The 15,480-nt window shown below is 49.9% G+C and carries 17 protein-coding genes and 1 other RNA gene; 9 read left to right on the top strand and 9 right to left on the bottom strand.

Annotation, left to right across the window (positions count from 1 at the left end):
* Positions 1-28 precede the first annotated feature (28 nt).
* The 4 genes from ACX3P5_RS13770 to ACX3P5_RS13755 are packed head-to-tail and all read left to right on the top strand — an operon-like array spanning position 29 to position 2,744.
* Positions 29-289 carry a hypothetical protein gene (locus ACX3P5_RS13770; RefSeq protein ID WP_458968844.1) on the top strand — a complete coding sequence of 87 codons (261 nt, stop codon included), beginning with the start codon at positions 29-31 and terminating at the stop codon, positions 287-289.
* A gap of 2 nt (positions 290-291) precedes the next feature.
* On the top strand, positions 292-840 hold the full coding sequence (locus tag ACX3P5_RS13765) for a hypothetical protein (protein ID WP_458968843.1): 549 nt from the start codon (positions 292-294) through the stop codon (positions 838-840).
* Positions 827-1,060: an ABC-three component system middle component 6 gene (locus ACX3P5_RS13760; RefSeq protein WP_458968842.1), complete on the top strand. Its 234-nt coding sequence runs from the start codon at positions 827-829 to the stop codon at positions 1,058-1,060. Before ACX3P5_RS13765 ends, ACX3P5_RS13760 begins: the two co-directional genes overlap by 14 nt.
* Positions 1,047-2,744 (top strand): DUF2326 domain-containing protein, encoded by a 1,698-nt coding sequence (locus tag ACX3P5_RS13755; protein ID WP_458968841.1) that lies wholly within the window; start codon positions 1,047-1,049, stop codon positions 2,742-2,744. The genes ACX3P5_RS13760 and ACX3P5_RS13755 overlap by 14 nt, the downstream gene beginning before the upstream one ends.
* On the opposite strand, the gene ACX3P5_RS13750 is transcribed toward ACX3P5_RS13755, so the two are convergent.
* From ACX3P5_RS13750 to smpB, 3 genes are all read right to left on the bottom strand, one after another.
* Complete coding sequence (locus ACX3P5_RS13750; protein WP_458968840.1) at positions 2,745-3,944, bottom strand: integrase domain-containing protein; 1,200 nt, start codon at positions 3,942-3,944, stop codon at positions 2,745-2,747. It abuts the gene before it with no gap.
* A gap of 192 nt (positions 3,945-4,136) precedes the next feature.
* Positions 4,137-4,498, bottom strand: a transfer-messenger RNA (tmRNA) gene (gene ssrA, locus ACX3P5_RS13745).
* Positions 4,499-4,541: 43 nt separating this feature from the next.
* On the bottom strand, positions 4,542-5,024 hold the full coding sequence (smpB, locus tag ACX3P5_RS13740; protein ID WP_159861142.1) for an SsrA-binding protein SmpB: 483 nt from the start codon (positions 5,022-5,024) through the stop codon (positions 4,542-4,544).
* A gap of 158 nt (positions 5,025-5,182) precedes the next feature.
* Between smpB and ACX3P5_RS13735 the strand changes: the two genes are divergently transcribed.
* Positions 5,183-5,617: a type II toxin-antitoxin system RatA family toxin gene (locus ACX3P5_RS13735; RefSeq protein ID WP_031376296.1), complete on the top strand. Its 435-nt coding sequence runs from the start codon at positions 5,183-5,185 to the stop codon at positions 5,615-5,617.
* Complete coding sequence (locus ACX3P5_RS13730; protein ID WP_233987348.1) at positions 5,610-5,903, top strand: RnfH family protein; 294 nt, start codon at positions 5,610-5,612, stop codon at positions 5,901-5,903. The genes ACX3P5_RS13735 and ACX3P5_RS13730 overlap by 8 nt, the downstream gene beginning before the upstream one ends.
* Before the next feature lie 79 nt (positions 5,904-5,982).
* On the opposite strand, the gene bamE is transcribed toward ACX3P5_RS13730, so the two are convergent.
* The 3 genes from bamE to nadK all read right to left on the bottom strand — a co-directional run bounded on the left by bamE (position 5,983) and on the right by nadK (position 9,141).
* Positions 5,983-6,330 (bottom strand): outer membrane protein assembly factor BamE, encoded by a 348-nt coding sequence (bamE, locus tag ACX3P5_RS13725; RefSeq protein ID WP_031376294.1) that lies wholly within the window; start codon positions 6,328-6,330, stop codon positions 5,983-5,985.
* Between the two features lie 186 nt (positions 6,331-6,516).
* A complete protein-coding gene (gene recN, locus ACX3P5_RS13720; RefSeq protein WP_458968839.1) occupies positions 6,517-8,178 on the bottom strand; it encodes a DNA repair protein RecN in 1,662 nt (553 codons plus the stop codon).
* Positions 8,179-8,262: 84 nt separating this feature from the next.
* Entirely contained in the window at positions 8,263-9,141 is an 879-nt protein-coding gene (nadK, locus tag ACX3P5_RS13715; RefSeq protein ID WP_031376292.1) for an NAD(+) kinase, read from the bottom strand.
* Positions 9,142-9,263: 122 nt separating this feature from the next.
* On the opposite strand from nadK, the gene grpE reads away from it, so the two are divergent.
* Complete coding sequence (gene grpE, locus ACX3P5_RS13710) at positions 9,264-9,845, top strand: nucleotide exchange factor GrpE (protein ID WP_031376291.1); 582 nt, start codon at positions 9,264-9,266, stop codon at positions 9,843-9,845.
* Positions 9,846-9,902: 57 nt separating this feature from the next.
* On the opposite strand, the gene ung is transcribed toward grpE, so the two are convergent.
* Positions 9,903-10,583 carry a uracil-DNA glycosylase gene (gene ung, locus ACX3P5_RS13705; protein WP_458968838.1) on the bottom strand — a complete coding sequence of 227 codons (681 nt, stop codon included), beginning with the start codon at positions 10,581-10,583 and terminating at the stop codon, positions 9,903-9,905.
* A gap of 243 nt (positions 10,584-10,826) precedes the next feature.
* Between ung and grcA the strand changes: the two genes are divergently transcribed.
* The gene (gene grcA, locus ACX3P5_RS13700; RefSeq protein ID WP_233987351.1) at positions 10,827-11,210 is read left to right on the top strand and encodes an autonomous glycyl radical cofactor GrcA; all 384 of its coding nucleotides are present in this window, start codon (positions 10,827-10,829) and stop codon (positions 11,208-11,210) included.
* 217 nt (positions 11,211-11,427) lie between these two features.
* Here grcA and srmB read toward each other — a convergent pair whose 3' ends face one another.
* On the bottom strand, positions 11,428-12,756 hold the full coding sequence (gene srmB, locus ACX3P5_RS13695; protein ID WP_262287605.1) for an ATP-dependent RNA helicase SrmB: 1,329 nt from the start codon (positions 12,754-12,756) through the stop codon (positions 11,428-11,430).
* Between the two features lie 155 nt (positions 12,757-12,911).
* On the opposite strand from srmB, the gene trmN reads away from it, so the two are divergent.
* Positions 12,912-13,661, top strand: coding sequence for a tRNA(1)(Val) (adenine(37)-N(6))-methyltransferase TrmN (gene trmN / locus ACX3P5_RS13690; protein WP_458968837.1), 750 nt, complete (start codon positions 12,912-12,914; stop codon positions 13,659-13,661).
* Here trmN and nadB read toward each other — a convergent pair.
* Positions 13,646-15,268 (bottom strand): L-aspartate oxidase, encoded by a 1,623-nt coding sequence (nadB, locus tag ACX3P5_RS13685; protein ID WP_458968836.1) that lies wholly within the window; start codon positions 15,266-15,268, stop codon positions 13,646-13,648. The two genes, trmN and nadB, sit on opposite strands and share 16 nt — an antisense overlap.
* Between the last annotated feature and the right edge of the window lie 212 nt (positions 15,269-15,480).

Genomic DNA, 15,480 nt, shown 5'->3' with positions numbered 1-15,480 from the left:
AAAGCTCAAGATTGAAATGGAGTTCCATATGATTGCATCAATACTTTCTAACCAATACGTGAGTGCCTTTGGGTATCTAGTTGGGGTTGTTTCTGGAGTTATTGCTATATATCAAACCCTGCAGGTTAATAAGAAAGACAATGAAATTAATCAACTTAATCTAACAATTAACGAGCTTAACTCTCAGATTAATAATATTACAACAAATCAAAATAATATTAGCCAGGGGGAGCGCTCGCAGTATTTTCAGGAAAATAGTGGTTCAGTGAGCATTGATAATCGGGGGTAACTGTGTCTTCAGGTGTCAATTTTAACGACAATCGCGGTCCAGTGCTTATAAATAACCAGCCCAGAGTCTTAAGGGCAAGTGTTATAGGAAAGTTGGTTGAGATTATATCTAGTTCTGTAGGCGGAGGGGAAAGCTTAAATAGAACTGCTTCAGAAATAAGTGTTAAGATATCATTCAACGATCTTAAAAGAAATCGATGGGTAGCTGAGTTATATAAAGAAGATGCTTTATTGATTGATAATTCTGTTAAGACGCTTGATAGTATCATATATCAAGGCAGTGTTAAGCTCAAAAGGCAATTTAGAAATTATTACAATGCAGCATTAGGCAGATATGGGCTTTATGAAAAACCTTTCGATATGAATATTATAAAAAAAAATTCAGATAATATAGTGGATGAGGTTATATTTTTAGCTCAAGAAACTGTAGGTTCCTGCTCTGATTTAGGAACGGAGTTTCTACAAGAAGATATTGATCAAGGTATTCGTATGATTGTAAGTTATTCAATTATTGAATGCATCGTGTTGGAGAATCCAAATGATTACAATTGATACGGATCCTAAAGCTAATCCAGTGTACATCGGCGCCATGATTCTTAAGTTTTTTAGAAATAATGACTCGAGAATTATTAAAATTTCTCGTTTATACGATTTAGTAAATGATTCATTTGAATTATCTTTCGATCTTTTTCTTTTTTCGCTAGATTGGCTCTTCGTTATAGGTACAGTAGAATTAGACGGAAATGGAGGTATTATCTATGCGGCTCAATAAACTAACGATATTAAAAGATGACAGAGTTGTTAGAGTGGTTGAATTTAAGGATGGCCTCAATTTAATTGTTAATAAACGTACCTCTGGTAAAGAAAGTGGTAATAGCGTTGGGAAATCAACATTATCGCGAGTGTTAGATTATTTATTTATGTCCTCCGGCCATGATATCTATCATGATGCTGAGTTTGGAAAGGATATTCCTGAGATAGTTTCACTGATAAATGACAGTGTTTTATTATTTAAACTGGATTTTATTTCTGTGGAGAATAAAGACGTAGTTGTCTCAAGAATAATTTCCACAATTGAAAAAAACTCAAAATATTTTATCGACAATATTGAGGTCGACAAAAAAGAGTATTCAGATTTTATTTCTCGTTCAATTTTTGGCCTAATCACCGAAAAGCCTACGTTAAGAAATGTTTCGCATAAATTTATTAGAAATACAAATGAAAAAATGCAAATGACTCTTAATTTTTTACACGGCAACACTACTTCTGATGCTTACGATTTGTTGTATTTATTCCTTTTTGGTTTCAACGGATTACCGTTGATTAAAGAAAAGGGAGAACTCAATAAAGAAATAAAGAAACAAAAGAATTATTTAATAGCATATAGAAACCCTCACAGAGAAACTGTATTATCAAAAATGATCAGGCCTCTCAAAAAAGAGATCTTAGAAGCTGAAAAAAACATAAAGAACTTTGATTTCAAAGATAGTCACGATGAGAGTTTAAAAAAATTATCAAAAATACAATCAGTTATCAGTGATTACTCTTTGACATATGCTTCATTGAATATGCGTGCGCAGAATATTGAAGACTCAATTTTATCACTTAGGAGTAATGTAACCCAACTCATAGAAGACGACTTGCTAGATATTTATCGCTCAGCAGGTGTTTATTTTAATGGCGAGTTAAAGAAATCATATGAAGAGATGGTTTTATTTCACAATGATGTAATAAGTAATAAAATAAGTTTTCTAGAGCATGAATTGTTAAAGAAAAAAAATGAAATTCTTTCGGTAAATGAAAAAATAAACGAGTTGCATGAATCAGAGTCCTCATTATTTAAAACCATTAAAGAGCCGGAGACACTAAGGTCTATCAATCAACTTTACAATAGATTGACGGAATTGCGCGAAAATTTTGCGACCATTGAGTCCAATCTCACGCGTATTAATGAAACCAATTCTTTAATAAAATCGTTAGAACATCGTCGTGAAGAATTGCTCTTAAAGATTGATCTAGCTGTTAAAGGATTAGAAAAAAATATTGAGGTTTTCAATGAGTTTTTCGGGGATCTAACTAAAGAAATATATGATGAAAGATATATCTTCGATCTTTCGTTTGATAAGGAAAAAGGGAAGTGTAATTTTGATATATCTTGTGTCACACCAAACAGTAATGGTGGAAAAAAGAAAGGTGAAATAACAGCCTTTGATTTGGCATATATTAAATTTGTTGATAAGATCAAACTCAAGAGACCAACTTTTATTATTCATGATAGCATAGAAGATGTTGACGTAAATCAAATTAGAGACATTTTCTCAGAAGCAAATAATGTCAATGGACAATATATTGTTTCAATATTAAGTGACAAATTTTCGGATGAAAATGATTTGAAACTCATCCAGGATAACTCGATCCTTGAGCTATCATCAATGAATAAATTCTTTAAGATATAATTAAGAAGTGTTTTTTCGATAAACAAGTAAGCCCCACCATACCATTAGTTCTTTTCTTTTATTTAGGTACGTTGAGCGATTATAAGCTCTTCGTACTTCATCTTTATCACTATGAGCTAGAGCTGCCTCGATTACATCAGCATTGAATCCAGCTTCATTCATAGCTGTGCTTGCGATAGAACGCAATCCATGTGCAACGAGTTTCCCTCCATAACCAATACGTTTGAGAGCTGCATTAGCAGTTTGGCTATTCATTGGTTGCTTAGGATCAATTCTACTTGGAAACACATATTCTCGATGAGCACTAACCGGCTTCATCACATCTAGAATATTTAATGCTTGAGGAGATAAAGGAACAACATGTTCACGCTTAGCCTTCATTCGCTCGGCGGGAATGGTCCATAGCTTTGTCTCAAAATCTATCTCTGCCCATCGAGATCCAGAAGCCTCAGAAGGGCGCACAAGGGTCAATAGTTGCCATTCAATCAAGCAGCGAGTCGGAACTGACAGATTGGACATAACCAATGACTGCATCAATTTCGGTAATTCCTCTGGCCGTAACGTAGGCATATTTTGCTTTTTGGGTTTCTCGAAAGCCATACCTACGCCCGAAGCAGGATTCGCATCAATCAACCCTGTGTTGACTGCATAAATCATGATCTCATTAATGCGCTGCACCAACCTGCGAACTGTCTCAAGCGCCCCGCGAGCTTTAATCGGTTCCAATGCTTCCACGATCGTCCTAGCTTTAAGTGCCTGAACAGGAATCTCACCAATCATAGGGAATATGTCTTTCTCCAGCGAACGCCAAATATCCTTCGCATAATCCTCGGTGACGCTTTTGTTCTTAAGCTGAAACCACCTTCCGGCAACAACTGAAAAAATACTATCCAGTTCAATTTGCCGTTGCTCTGATACTTCCTCTTGCTGCTTCTGCGGGTCGATCCCTTGTGCGAGCAGCGAAAGATAGTGGTCACGCATTTGCCTTGCGGCCGCAAGCGTTAATGCAGGGTATGAGCCAAGGCTAAGATTTGTACGGCTGCTACTTGCTGGCCGCTGGTAGCGAAAACGCCATAGCTTCTTACCCGACATTTTAATCAGTAGGAAAAGGCCGTCACCATCATGCAGTGTGAAGTCTTTCTCTTGAGGCTTAGCTTTGAGGATTTCGTTATTGGTGAGGGGGCGTGTCATCCGCGCCATGACTGGTTTCCGTCCTTAATTGGTACACGTTTTTGGCCCACATTATAGCGTGTACCAATTCGTGTACCAATTATCTATGGATTCAGGCGGATCGTATCGGAAGGTTACAGACACAAAAAAGCCCGCAAGGCTTGTGCCGTGCGGGCTCTTAGGACTTCTGCGGATGGCACTGGAACCATCTTTGAAGAATTTTGGTGGAGCTGGCGGGAGTTGAACCCGCGTCCGAAATTACTACACCGTCGGCACTACATGCTTAGTCAGTTTTTACATTCGCCGGTTAGCTGCGAACAGACACGCCACTAACAGACTAGCCTGATTGGATTTAACGCTTCAACCCCAGGCAAGGCATCCACGCGATCTCTTTTGGGTTTGACTTCTCTTGATCCCCGTCTTAAGAGCGGAAGCTAGGGAGAGAAGGCTCTAAGCAGGTTATTAAGCTGCTAGTGCGTAGTTTTCGTCGTTTGCGACTATTTTTTTGCGGCTTTTTACGAGGCAAACCGCCCCTCGGCATGCTCCTAAGGCTTCACAATCCCGTCGAATCCAGAATCAGCCCCAGAACTTCAAATACTAGCAAAAAATCGGGTCAGAATCCAGCGCTTAACGCTTTGAATTCTTCATGATACGGGCTTTATCCAGTTGCCATTCACGGTCTTTGATATCGTCACGTTTATCATGCTCTTTCTTACCACGTGCAACACCAATCTTCAGTTTACACCAGGCGTTCTTCCAGTAGAGCGAGAGCGCCACGATGGTATAACCTTCGCGATTGACGCGGCCATACAGTGAATCCAGCTCACGTTGCTTCAGCAGCAGCTTACGACTGCGCGTGGGATCGCACACCACATGGCTGGAAGCAACGGCTAAGGGTTGAAAGGTTGAACCAAACAGGAACGCTTCGCCATCGCGCAGCAGAATATAGCTATCGCTGATGTTGGCTTTGCCGGCACGAAGTGATTTAACTTCCCATCCTTGCAACGATAATCCCGCTTCATACTCCTCTTCGATGAAGTATTCGTGGCGGGCGCGTTTGTTCATGGCAACAGTGGCAGAACCGGGTTTGTGTGATTTTTTCTTTGTCATAGTGCGGCGTATTTTACATCACTTAGTCGGTTATCGCATCCCCAGTCCAGCGGGGCAGCAGGAAACGGGATATTCTAGCACACCCTTACTCGGGGGCATTTTTGTTTAATCGCTGAAAATGCTATTATTCAGCGGTTTCGTGATGAACAGGAACCATTATGGCTCAGATTAGTCGTTCGGCGCTGGTCCCGTTTAGTGCCGGGCAGATGTACAAACTTGTAAATGATGTGGATGCTTATCCGCAATTCCTGCCGGGTTGCACCGGAAGCCGCGTGCTGGATGCGTCAGAGAATCAGATGACCGCGTCCGTGGATGTGTCGAAAGCTGGCATCAGCAAAACATTTACTACCCGCAATACCCTGACGGATAACCAGAGCATCCACATGCAGCTGGTTGACGGGCCGTTCCGTAAGCTGACCGGCGGCTGGAAATTTATCTCGCTGGGCGATGATGCCTGCAAGGTGGAGTTAAGCCTGGAGTTTGAATTTACCAACATGCTGGTCGAAATGGCCTTTGGTCGAATCTTCAAAGAGCTGGCCAACAGCATGGTGCAGGCGTTCACGCAGCGCGCCAAAGAGGTCTACAGTGCCTGATATTTCGGTTGAGGTGGTCTATGCGCTGCCTGAAAAGCAATATCAGCTCTATGTTAAAGTTGAGCAGGGCAGCACGGTGGAGCAGGCGATAGAGCAATCCGGAATACTGGAGCTGCGCCGCGAAATCGACCTCAGCAGCAACAAAGTGGGTATCTACAGCCGGGCAGTGAAGCTCAGTGATGTGGTTGATGAAGGCGATAGGATTGAAATCTATCGACCGCTGATCGCCGATCCTAAAGAGCTGCGTCGTCAACGCGCAGAACGCTCAGCATCCGGTAAAAAGTAAGCAGCAGATCACCAGGTCCTGATGATCAGCAGCATAAAAAAAGGCGCTCAGTGCGCCTTTTTTACTGTCTGCCGTTGGGTTAGTCGCTTTTTTGCGCCAGATTCGGCTTGTTGTCGATGTTGGTCAGAACGCCGTTGCCATCAAAGTTGAGCGTCAGCGTCTGCTGCTGTACGCGCTCATGGCCTGGTTCCTGACGGAAAACGTAATACCAGACGTTGCTGCCAAACGGATCTTTCATCATTGGCGTACCGAGCGTGTAAGCCACCTGCTGCTGTGTCATACCGGTGTGAATCTTGGCCACATCATTGGCAACCAGATAGTTTCCCTGGTTGATATCAGGACGATATACCACGCGCTCTAAGGTGGAACATCCGGCGGTCATCATCAACATTACCACTGCCGCGGCAGTCAGCGTTTTACAGCGCATCTATACATTCCTTTTCCGGGGCCAAACGCCTTTTACAGGCTGTTTTTTTGCCAACAAAATCTGAACTCTGCCTGCGGCAGGCTTTATTACTTTGGCGACATAAGTGCCGATGATAATAAACCTTTTCGCTATTGAAAACCTCTACAGAGCATGCATATGACCACGGCAGGTTAAAAAAGTGCGCTATCAGGCGGCTAAAAGTTCTTTGGCATTCGCCAGGGTATTGCGTGTGACCTCGCTACCGCCCAGCAGGCGTGCCAGTTCCTGCAGCCGTGCACGCTTGTCCAGCGGCTGAATATGGGTTTCGGTCATTGCGCCATCGGTCTCTTTGCTGACAAAGAAATGCTGATGACCGCAGCCCGCCACCTGTGGCAGGTGGGTGACACACATCACCTGCGTTGACTCACCCAGCTGACGCAGCAGTTTACCCACCACGGCGGCAGTCGGACCGCTGATCCCGACATCAACTTCATCGAAAATCATCGCTGGCGTCTCCATTTTCTTCGCGGTGATCACCTGAATCGCCAGCGCGATACGGGAGAGCTCACCACCGGACGCGACTTTACCCAGCGGCTGCAGCGGCTGGCCGGGATTCGTGGTCACCTGGAAGTCGATGCGGCTGGCGCCCTCTGCCGTCAGCTGATCCGGGTTAAAGGTCAGCGCAATCTTAAACTGGCCGTGCGGCATAGAGAGCAGGTGCATACTCTGGGTAATCAGCTGCTGCAGCTCTTCAGCATACTGTGTACGCTGCTGATGAAGCTGCTCAGCGCTTAACAGGGCAGCCTGATAGTGTTCGCCAACCAGCGACTGCAGGCTCTCCTGATCGCTTTCATGCTGTGACAGCAGCTCCGCTTCAGCCAGCAACTGCTGATGCAGTTCAGGCAGGTTTTCCGGCGTGACGTGATGCTTACGCGCCAGGGCGATCTGGCGTGAAATGCGCAGCTCCAGCTCATACAGGCGATTAGGATCGAGATCGAGGCTGTCGCAGTAGTGACGCAATTCGTCGCTGGCTTCACTCAGCTGAATGGCCGCTTCTTCCAGCAGGTTGTAGACACCGTTCAGTTTCTCATCCAGCGAGGTCAGCTCAGAGAGCATCTCACGGGCGCTGTAGAGCAGGCTGCAGAGATTGTTGTCGTCACTGTCCGCAAGTAGCTGCAGCGCCTGTTGGCTGGTCGAGAGCAGCTGTCCGCTGTTGGCCAGCCGCTTGTACTCTTCGTCAATCTGCTCATATTCGCCAGCCTGCGGCGCAAACTCGTTCAGCTCTTTCAACTGATACTGCAACAGTTCACGACGCGCTTCACGCTCCTGCGCCTGCTGCTGATGCAGCGCCAGGGTGCGGCAGCTCTGGTGCCAGGTCTGATAGTGGGTGCGCATGCGCTGCAGCAGATCGTCATGACCGGCGTAGGCATCCAGCAGATGTTTCTGATGCTCAGGCTTGAGCAGCAGCTGGTGCGCATGCTGACCGTGAATCTGAATCAGTAACTGACCAAGGTCGCGCAATTGTGACAGCGGCACCGCCGTGCCGTTGATGAACCCGCGTGAACGTCCGTCAGCGCTAATCACCCGGCGCAGCAGACACTCATTGCCATCGTCCAGATGATTATCCACCAGCCAGCGCTGAGCAGAAGGGGAGGATTTAAGCTGAAAGCGGGCGCAAAGATCGGCCCGGCTGGCACCCTGACGCACCATGTCGGCATCGGCCCGACCGCCAAGGCATAATCCCAGCGCATCAATCGCGATAGATTTACCGGCACCGGTCTCACCCGTGATTGCTGTCATACCGCGTTGGAAATCAATGTCGAGCTCACGAACGATAGCGAAATTACTGATGGTCAGTTGGGCCAGCATAGGTTCACCTGTATGAATAAACACATATGGTTTTTCATACAGTATAAACTGGAATTTTATCCAGTAAAGAGGCGGCGCGCCTTTTCAGAATAATTTTTTTGACCAGCCCAGTTTTGAACTCAGCGTATTGAAATAGCTGTAGTTTTTGGGGTGGATCAGATTAAGGTGACTGGCGCTGCGTCGAATCAGCACATCTTCGCCTTCCTGGATCGGCAGCGCGATCTGGCTGTCACAGCTGATCTCCAGGTCGCTGCGGCGTGAAGAAAAGCGCAACCGGATGGTACTGCTGCTGTTAATCACCAGCGGACGGGCCGACAGCGTATGCGGGAACATCGGCACCAGCACAATCGCCTCCAGCGAGGGCGTGAGTATCGGGCCGCCAGCAGAAAGCGAATAGGCGGTTGAGCCAGTAGGCGTAGAGATAATCAGCCCATCGGAGCGCTGGGAAAAGGCAAACACTTCATCGATATACACTTCAAACTCGATCATGTGCGCCACTTTACCGGGATGCAGCACCACTTCATTAATGGCCGAGCCAATGCGTGGTGAGCAGTCAGATTTACACACCTGCGCTTCCAGTAGAAAGCGGCTTTCAACGAAGTAGTTGCCCTGTAACACTTCATCCAGCTGCTGTTGCGCATTGTCCGGATCGAGATCGGTCAGAAAGCCGAGATTACCGCGGTTAATGCCAATCACTTTGATGTCATAGCGCGCCAGCACGCGGGCCGCGCCCAGCATATTGCCGTCGCCGCCGACCACCACCGCCAGATCGGCCTGTTGACCAATCTCCGCCAGCGTACCGGTCTGAACGTCGTGTAGCGCCAGCTCCTGCGCGATTTGCTTCTCTACGATCACTTGATAACCTTTGGCGGTCAGCCAGCGCCAGAGCATCTCATGCGTGGTTAACGCGGTGGGATGGCGTGGATGACCCACAATACCAATGCAGTTAAAGTGTTTGTTCATCGAGTGGGTGTTCCTTATAAGCCAAAACGGCAAGGCAATGTGATAGGTTCCCTTGAAACCGTCAAACCGATCCCCATAATAAGCCAACCAGCGAAATGAATGTGCAAAACGCGGAGAAATTCATGAGTAGTAAAGAACAGAACACCCCAAACGAGCAAGTCTCAGACGAAATTCAGCAGGATCAGCAGCAACCTCAGGAAGCGGAGACAGCAGCAGAGGTGGATCCGCGTGATGAGCGTATCGCTCAGCTCGAAGCTGAATTAGCGCAGTCGCAAACCGGCGTGCGTGACGCACAGCTGCGTGCGCAGGCTGAGATTGAGAACATTCGTCGCCGTGCCGAAATGGACGTCGAGAAGGCGCATAAATTCGCTCTGGAGAAATTTGCCAACGAATTGCTGCCGGTGATCGACAGTCTTGAGCGTGCGCTGGAAGTGGCGAATAAAGAAGACGCGCAGCTGGCGCCAATGATCGAAGGGATTGAACTGACCCTGAAGGGTCTGCTCGGCGCAGTGCGTAAATTCGGCGTTGAAGTGGTCGGCGAAACCGGCGTGCCGTTCAATCCGGAAGTGCATCAGGCGATGTCGATGATGGAGTCTGAAGAGTTCGAACCTAACCAGGTGATGCTGGTGATGCAACGTGGCTACACGCTGAATGGTCGCTTACTGCGTCCGGCGATGGTGGCGGTTGCCAAAGCCAAAGGCTGATTTCACGCCTGAATCCGTTCCACGGCCGCGCACTGTCGCGGCCGTGTGCTTTGCGGCTTACGCAGGCAATACCGGCGTCCAGTCAATCGGTTCCTGACCGGCGTCGCGCAGTATCGCGTTGGTTTTCGAGAAGTGCTGACAGCCAAAAAAGCCCCGATGCGCCGAGAGCGGCGAAGGATGCGGCGCCTGCAATACGTGATGGCGCTGACGGTCAATAATGCTGCCTTTCTTCTGCGCGTGCGATCCCCACAGCAGGAACACCACTCCTTCCCGATGCTGGTTAATCGCAGCAATCACATTATCGGTAAAGGTTTCCCAGCCAAATCGCGCATGGGAATGGGCCTTACCGGCTTCCACCGTTAATACCGTGTTCAGCAGCATCACACCCTGTTTTGCCCAGCTTTCCAGAAATCCGTGGTCCGGTTTTTCAAAGCCTGGAATGTCCTGCAACAGCTCTTTATAGATGTTCTGCAGCGACGGCGGCACCTGAACGCCAGGCAAGACCGAAAAGGCCAGACCATGTGCCTGATGAGGACCGTGATACGGGTCCTGACCGAGAATCACCACTTTAACGTCGCCTAATTCTGTCAGGCGAAAGGCGTTGAACACATCCTTTTGCGGCGGATAAACCGTCACGCCGGCGGCACGCTCATCGGCCACTAATTTCAGCGTCTCGGTGAAATAGGGTTTCTGTTTCTCTTCAGCCAGCACGTCGTGCCAGGTCAGCTTTTCAGCCATAATTAACTCCCTTGAGGTGTGTGCGGTAAGCTTAGCCGTTCCTGCTGCTGAGCTGAAGGGCAAAAATATTTTTAATAATGCAAAAAAAGTTAATGTCGGCAGGGTTGTGAGATCAAACAGTTAGCGGAAAAGGGCGATTTCTGGCTGGCTAAAATTGACCCAGGTCAAAACTGCTTCTGCGGAGGAGTGGTATACCGGGGCCTCAAATTTGATTCATTCACGCATTGCCCTGGAGGCGCTGACATGATTACTGGAATCCAGATCACACAAACCAATAAACCCCAACTCCTTAACTCCTTCTGGCTGCTGGACGAAGAGAAAGGCGAGGCGCGCTGCCTGTGCGCTAAAGGCGGCTATGAAGAAGATCAGGTTGTTGCTATCAGCGAACTGGGTGAGTTCACCTATCGTGAAGTACCGGTAGAGATGAAACCTCAGGTGCGCGTCGAAGGTGGGCAGCATCTGAACGTCAACGTTCTGCGTCGTGAAACGCTGGAAGATGCGGTTAAACATCCTGAAAATTATCCGCAGCTGACCATTCGTGTTTCCGGCTACGCGGTACGTTTTAATTCGCTGACGCCAGAGCAGCAACGCGACGTGATCGCCCGTACCTTTACTGAAAGTCTTTGAGTCACAACAATCAGCAGGCGCTGAAAAAGAACGCAAAGCACACACAGTATTTTCTATCAATTTATTAATAAGATAGAAGCCAGGCTCAGAGGCCTGAGCGGCGCTGACTTACGGAAGATGGCCCTCAGGCACTGAAAATGGCACCAACCGCCTGTTACTGATGGTTAAGTCAAAAAAATCGCCTCATCAGAGGCGATTTTTTTATTGATGCGATGATTTATTCCGCATTCTCATTAGCCGGTGCGCTGCCGCTCGGCTTGCGGCGTTTGCCAATATTTTTGGCATCGCGATGGCGTTTTTTCACTCGCGGTTTCTCCGCTTCGCTCGATTTCTTCTCTGCACGCTTCGCCAGCACTTTTTTCGACGGTTTACCGGTGGTTTTGGCATGTGGCGCACGCGTCTCTGGACGCAGCTCATCAATCACGCGCGCTTTCAGCGGCTCGTTGACGTAGCGACTGATTTTACCCAGCAGCACATAATCGTGCGCCTCGACCAGCGAAATCGCGATCCCTTTACGGCCCGCTCGTCCGGTACGGCCAATACGGTGCAGATAGGTGTCGGCGGTGCGCGGCATATCGAAGTTGAAGACGTGACTGACGTCATCAACGTCAATGCCGCGTGCTGCGATGTCAGTGGCGACCAGCACGTTCACCCGGCCTTCAATCAGACGTTTGATCGCTTCGTTACGCTTCGCCTGCACCATTTCGCCTTCCAGATAGCTGCTACGAATCCCCGCTTCGTGCAGCCAGCTGACCAGCTCATGCAGACGCTCACGTTTACGTACAAACACGATGCAGCGCGTCACTTCCGGCTGTTTCAGCAGGTGAACCAGCAATTTGGTTTTGTGTTCCAGATCGTCAGCACGGTAGTACCACTGCTGGATCTTTTTACGTTCGCGGCGGCTCGGATCGGCTTCCAGTTCAACCGGATCGTTCAGCAGACGCTCGGCGAAGTCTTTGATGTTTTCGCCTTCCAGCGTGGCGGAAAACAGCATCGTTTGCTTGCGCCAGCGGGTTTCAGCCGCAATGGTTTCAATATCCTGGGCGAAACCCATGTCCAGCATACGGTCCGCTTCATCAAGCACCAGCGTCTCAACGGCGCGGCAGTCGAAGTTCTCTTCTTTGATGTATTGCAGCAGACGACCGGTGGTGGCGACCACGATATCCTGGTTTTCGCTGAAGACTTCAGCGTGGTTCATGTAGGCCACGCCGCCGGTAATGGTGGCGATATCCAGATGGGTGTGCTTCGCCAGTTCGCGTGCCTGGTCGGCGACCTGCATCGCCAGTTCACGGGTTGGCGTTAAGATCAGAATGCGGGGCGGGCCAGATTTCTTACGAGGGAAATCAAGCAGGTGCTGCAGCGCCGGTAACAGATAGGCGGCAGTTTTCCCGGTCCCGGTAGGTGCCGAACCCAGAACGTCGCGGCCCTCAAGCGCGGGCGGAATGGCTGCAGCCTGAATGACTGTTGGGCGCGTAAAGCCTTTTTCCTGCAGCGCTTCAAGCAGGCTTTCGTCGAGTTCGAGTTCGGAGAATGTGGTTACTGTCATGGTCTACCTCAGTTTGGGGCGCTGATTATAGACAGATCAGACGTAATCTTCATCTGTTAATCCGCCAGGTATAGTCTGCTGCGTGAATTCCGTTACCTGTCACGTTACACTTATGCGCTGCCGCACGGCAGAAAAAAAGTAAATGGTAGCGACCCATGATGCACGACAAGCCGCGTGAGCGGCCCCAGTTAAACAAGAACGGATTTACCTTTAAACAATTTTTTGTGGCGCACGATCGCTGTGCAATGAAAGTCGGAACCGATGCCATTCTGCTTGGTGCCTGGGCGCCGGTGGCTGGCGTCAGACGGATTCTGGACATCGGCAGTGGCAGCGGACTGATTGCGCTGATGCTGGCGCAACGCACGCCGTCTCCGGTTGAGATTGATGCGGTTGAGCTGGAGAGTGAGGCAGCGCAGCAGGCGCAGGAGAATGTTCAGCAGTCGCCGTGGCCGGCACGTATCCGGGTTCATCAGCAGGATATTGCCCGCTGGGCAGAGCGTTGCGAGCAGCGCTATTCACTGATCGTCAGTAATCCTCCTTACTTCGCGCCCGGCGTGGCCTGCTCCAGCACGGCGCGCGACAACGCCCGGGCAACCAGCACGCTTGATCATCAGACCCTGTTGCGCAGCGCGGCGCTGCTGATTGAAGAAGAGGGGATGTTCTGCGTGGTGCTGCCGACCGCCACCGGTGAGACCTTTATCAGCCAGGCGCTGGACGATGGCTGGCATTTACGTTTCCGGCTCGACGTAGCGGAATATGCGCATCGTCCACCGCATCGGGTGCTGCTGGCCTTTTCCCCTCAGGCGGGCGAAACGCTGCAGGAGCGTCTCGCCATTCGCGCGCCCGACACGCACTATTCTGATGACTGGTGTTGCCTGACGCGGGAGTTCTATCTGTTCCTGTAACTGGGTGGCGTCAGGATGGTCGGCAGCGCTTCCGGTAACAGATCGGGATAGTCGCGGATGTAGTGCAGTCCACGGCTCTCTTTTCGCGCCAGCGCGCAGCGCACCATGAGTTCGGCAACCTGCACCAGATTCCTCAGCTCCAGCAAATTGTTGGAGAGGCGGAAGTGATGATAATACTCATCGATCTCCTGCTGGAGCAGGGTGATGCGGCGCAATGCCCGCTCCAGACGCTTGGTGGTCCGCACGATGCCGACGTAATCCCACATAAACAGCCGCAACTCATGCCAGTTATGCTGGATGATCACCCGTTCATCGGCATCATCAACCTGGCTTTCATCCCAGCCGGGCAGCGCGGTAACAGCTTCGACCTCGGGCAGGGTGCGAATCAAATCTTCTGCGGCAGACCAGCCATAGACCAGGCACTCCAGCAGCGAGTTGGAGGCCATCCGGTTGGCACCGTGCAGGCCGGTATAACTCACTTCACCAATCGCATACAGGCCATTAACGTCGGTGCGGCCCTGCTGATCGACCATCACACCGCCACAGGTGTAGTGCGCGGCTGGCACAATCGGAATCGGCTCTCGGGTCAGGTCAAAGCCAAAGGTCAGCAACTTGTCGTAAATCATCGGGAAGTGGGCGCGGACAAAGTCCGCCGGCTGATGACTGATGTCGAGATACATGCAGTCAACGCCCAGCCGCTTCATCTCATGATCAATGGCTCTGGCGACAATGTCGCGCGGTGCCAGTTCAGCTCGCTCATCAAAATCGGGCATAAAGCGGCTGCCGTCAGGACGCAGCAGCCAGGCCCCTTCGCCGCGTAACGCTTCGGTTAACAGAAAATTACGCGCCTGGGGATGAAACAGGCAGGTCGGATGAAACTGGTTAAATTCGAGGTTGGCGACCCGACAACCGGCCCGCCACGCCATCGCGATGCCATCGCCGGAGGCAATATCGGGATTGGTCGTGTATTGATACACTTTTGCTGCGCCGCCGGTCGCCACCACCACCGCGCGGGCAGAACAGATTTCAACCTGCTCGCGATTGCGGTTCCAGATCCACGCACCCACGACCCGGCGTGGTCCGGGCAGCCCGAGTTTGTCTGAAAGAATCAGATCGACGGCGTTAGTCCGTTCCAGAATCCGGATGTTGGGATGGCTGAGCGCCTGGCTGACCAGCGTGGTTTCTACCGCGCGGCCGGTGGCATCGGCGCTGTGCAGAATACGGCGATGACTATGACCGCCTTCGCGGGTCAGGTGATAGCGCATCTCGCCCGCCGCCTGCGGATCGATATCAAAGGCGACGCCGTTATCAATCAGCCACTGCACGCAGTGACGGGCATTGCTGGCGATAAACGAGACGGTATCTCGGTCGCACAGCCCGGCGCCGGCCACCAGCGTATCCTCAACGTGCGACTCAATGCTGTCAGTTTCATCAAACACCGCCGCGATGCCGCCCTGCGCATACAGGGTGGAACCCTCATTGACTTGTGCTTTGCTGAGCACCGTCACCTGATAGTGTCGGGCCAGACGCAGCGCCAGCGACAGACCGGCTGCGCCGCTGCCCACAATCAAAACATCACACTGATAATCCGGATTTGCATTTGTCATGGTGTTTAATTTACTAAACAAGAATAGGGCTGAGCATAAGCTTTAAGCCGGTTGCTGTGAAGTATTTTGAACAACTTTTCAGCTCGCTGGTAGCGGGCGGGTTAAATGCCACCAATAATCAGCAAGTTAAAGCCAGGCGGGTTTAAAAACTGTTTTTTATACCAAACTAAATTAAGCACAGGGATTTAAAGATGAAAAAGCCGTTGTCATAG

The sequence above is a fragment of the Pantoea sp. S-LA4 genome (assembly GCF_054482835.1).
The sequence above is the reverse complement of the archived record's forward strand: the minus strand, read 5'-3'. Positions and strand labels throughout refer to the sequence as shown.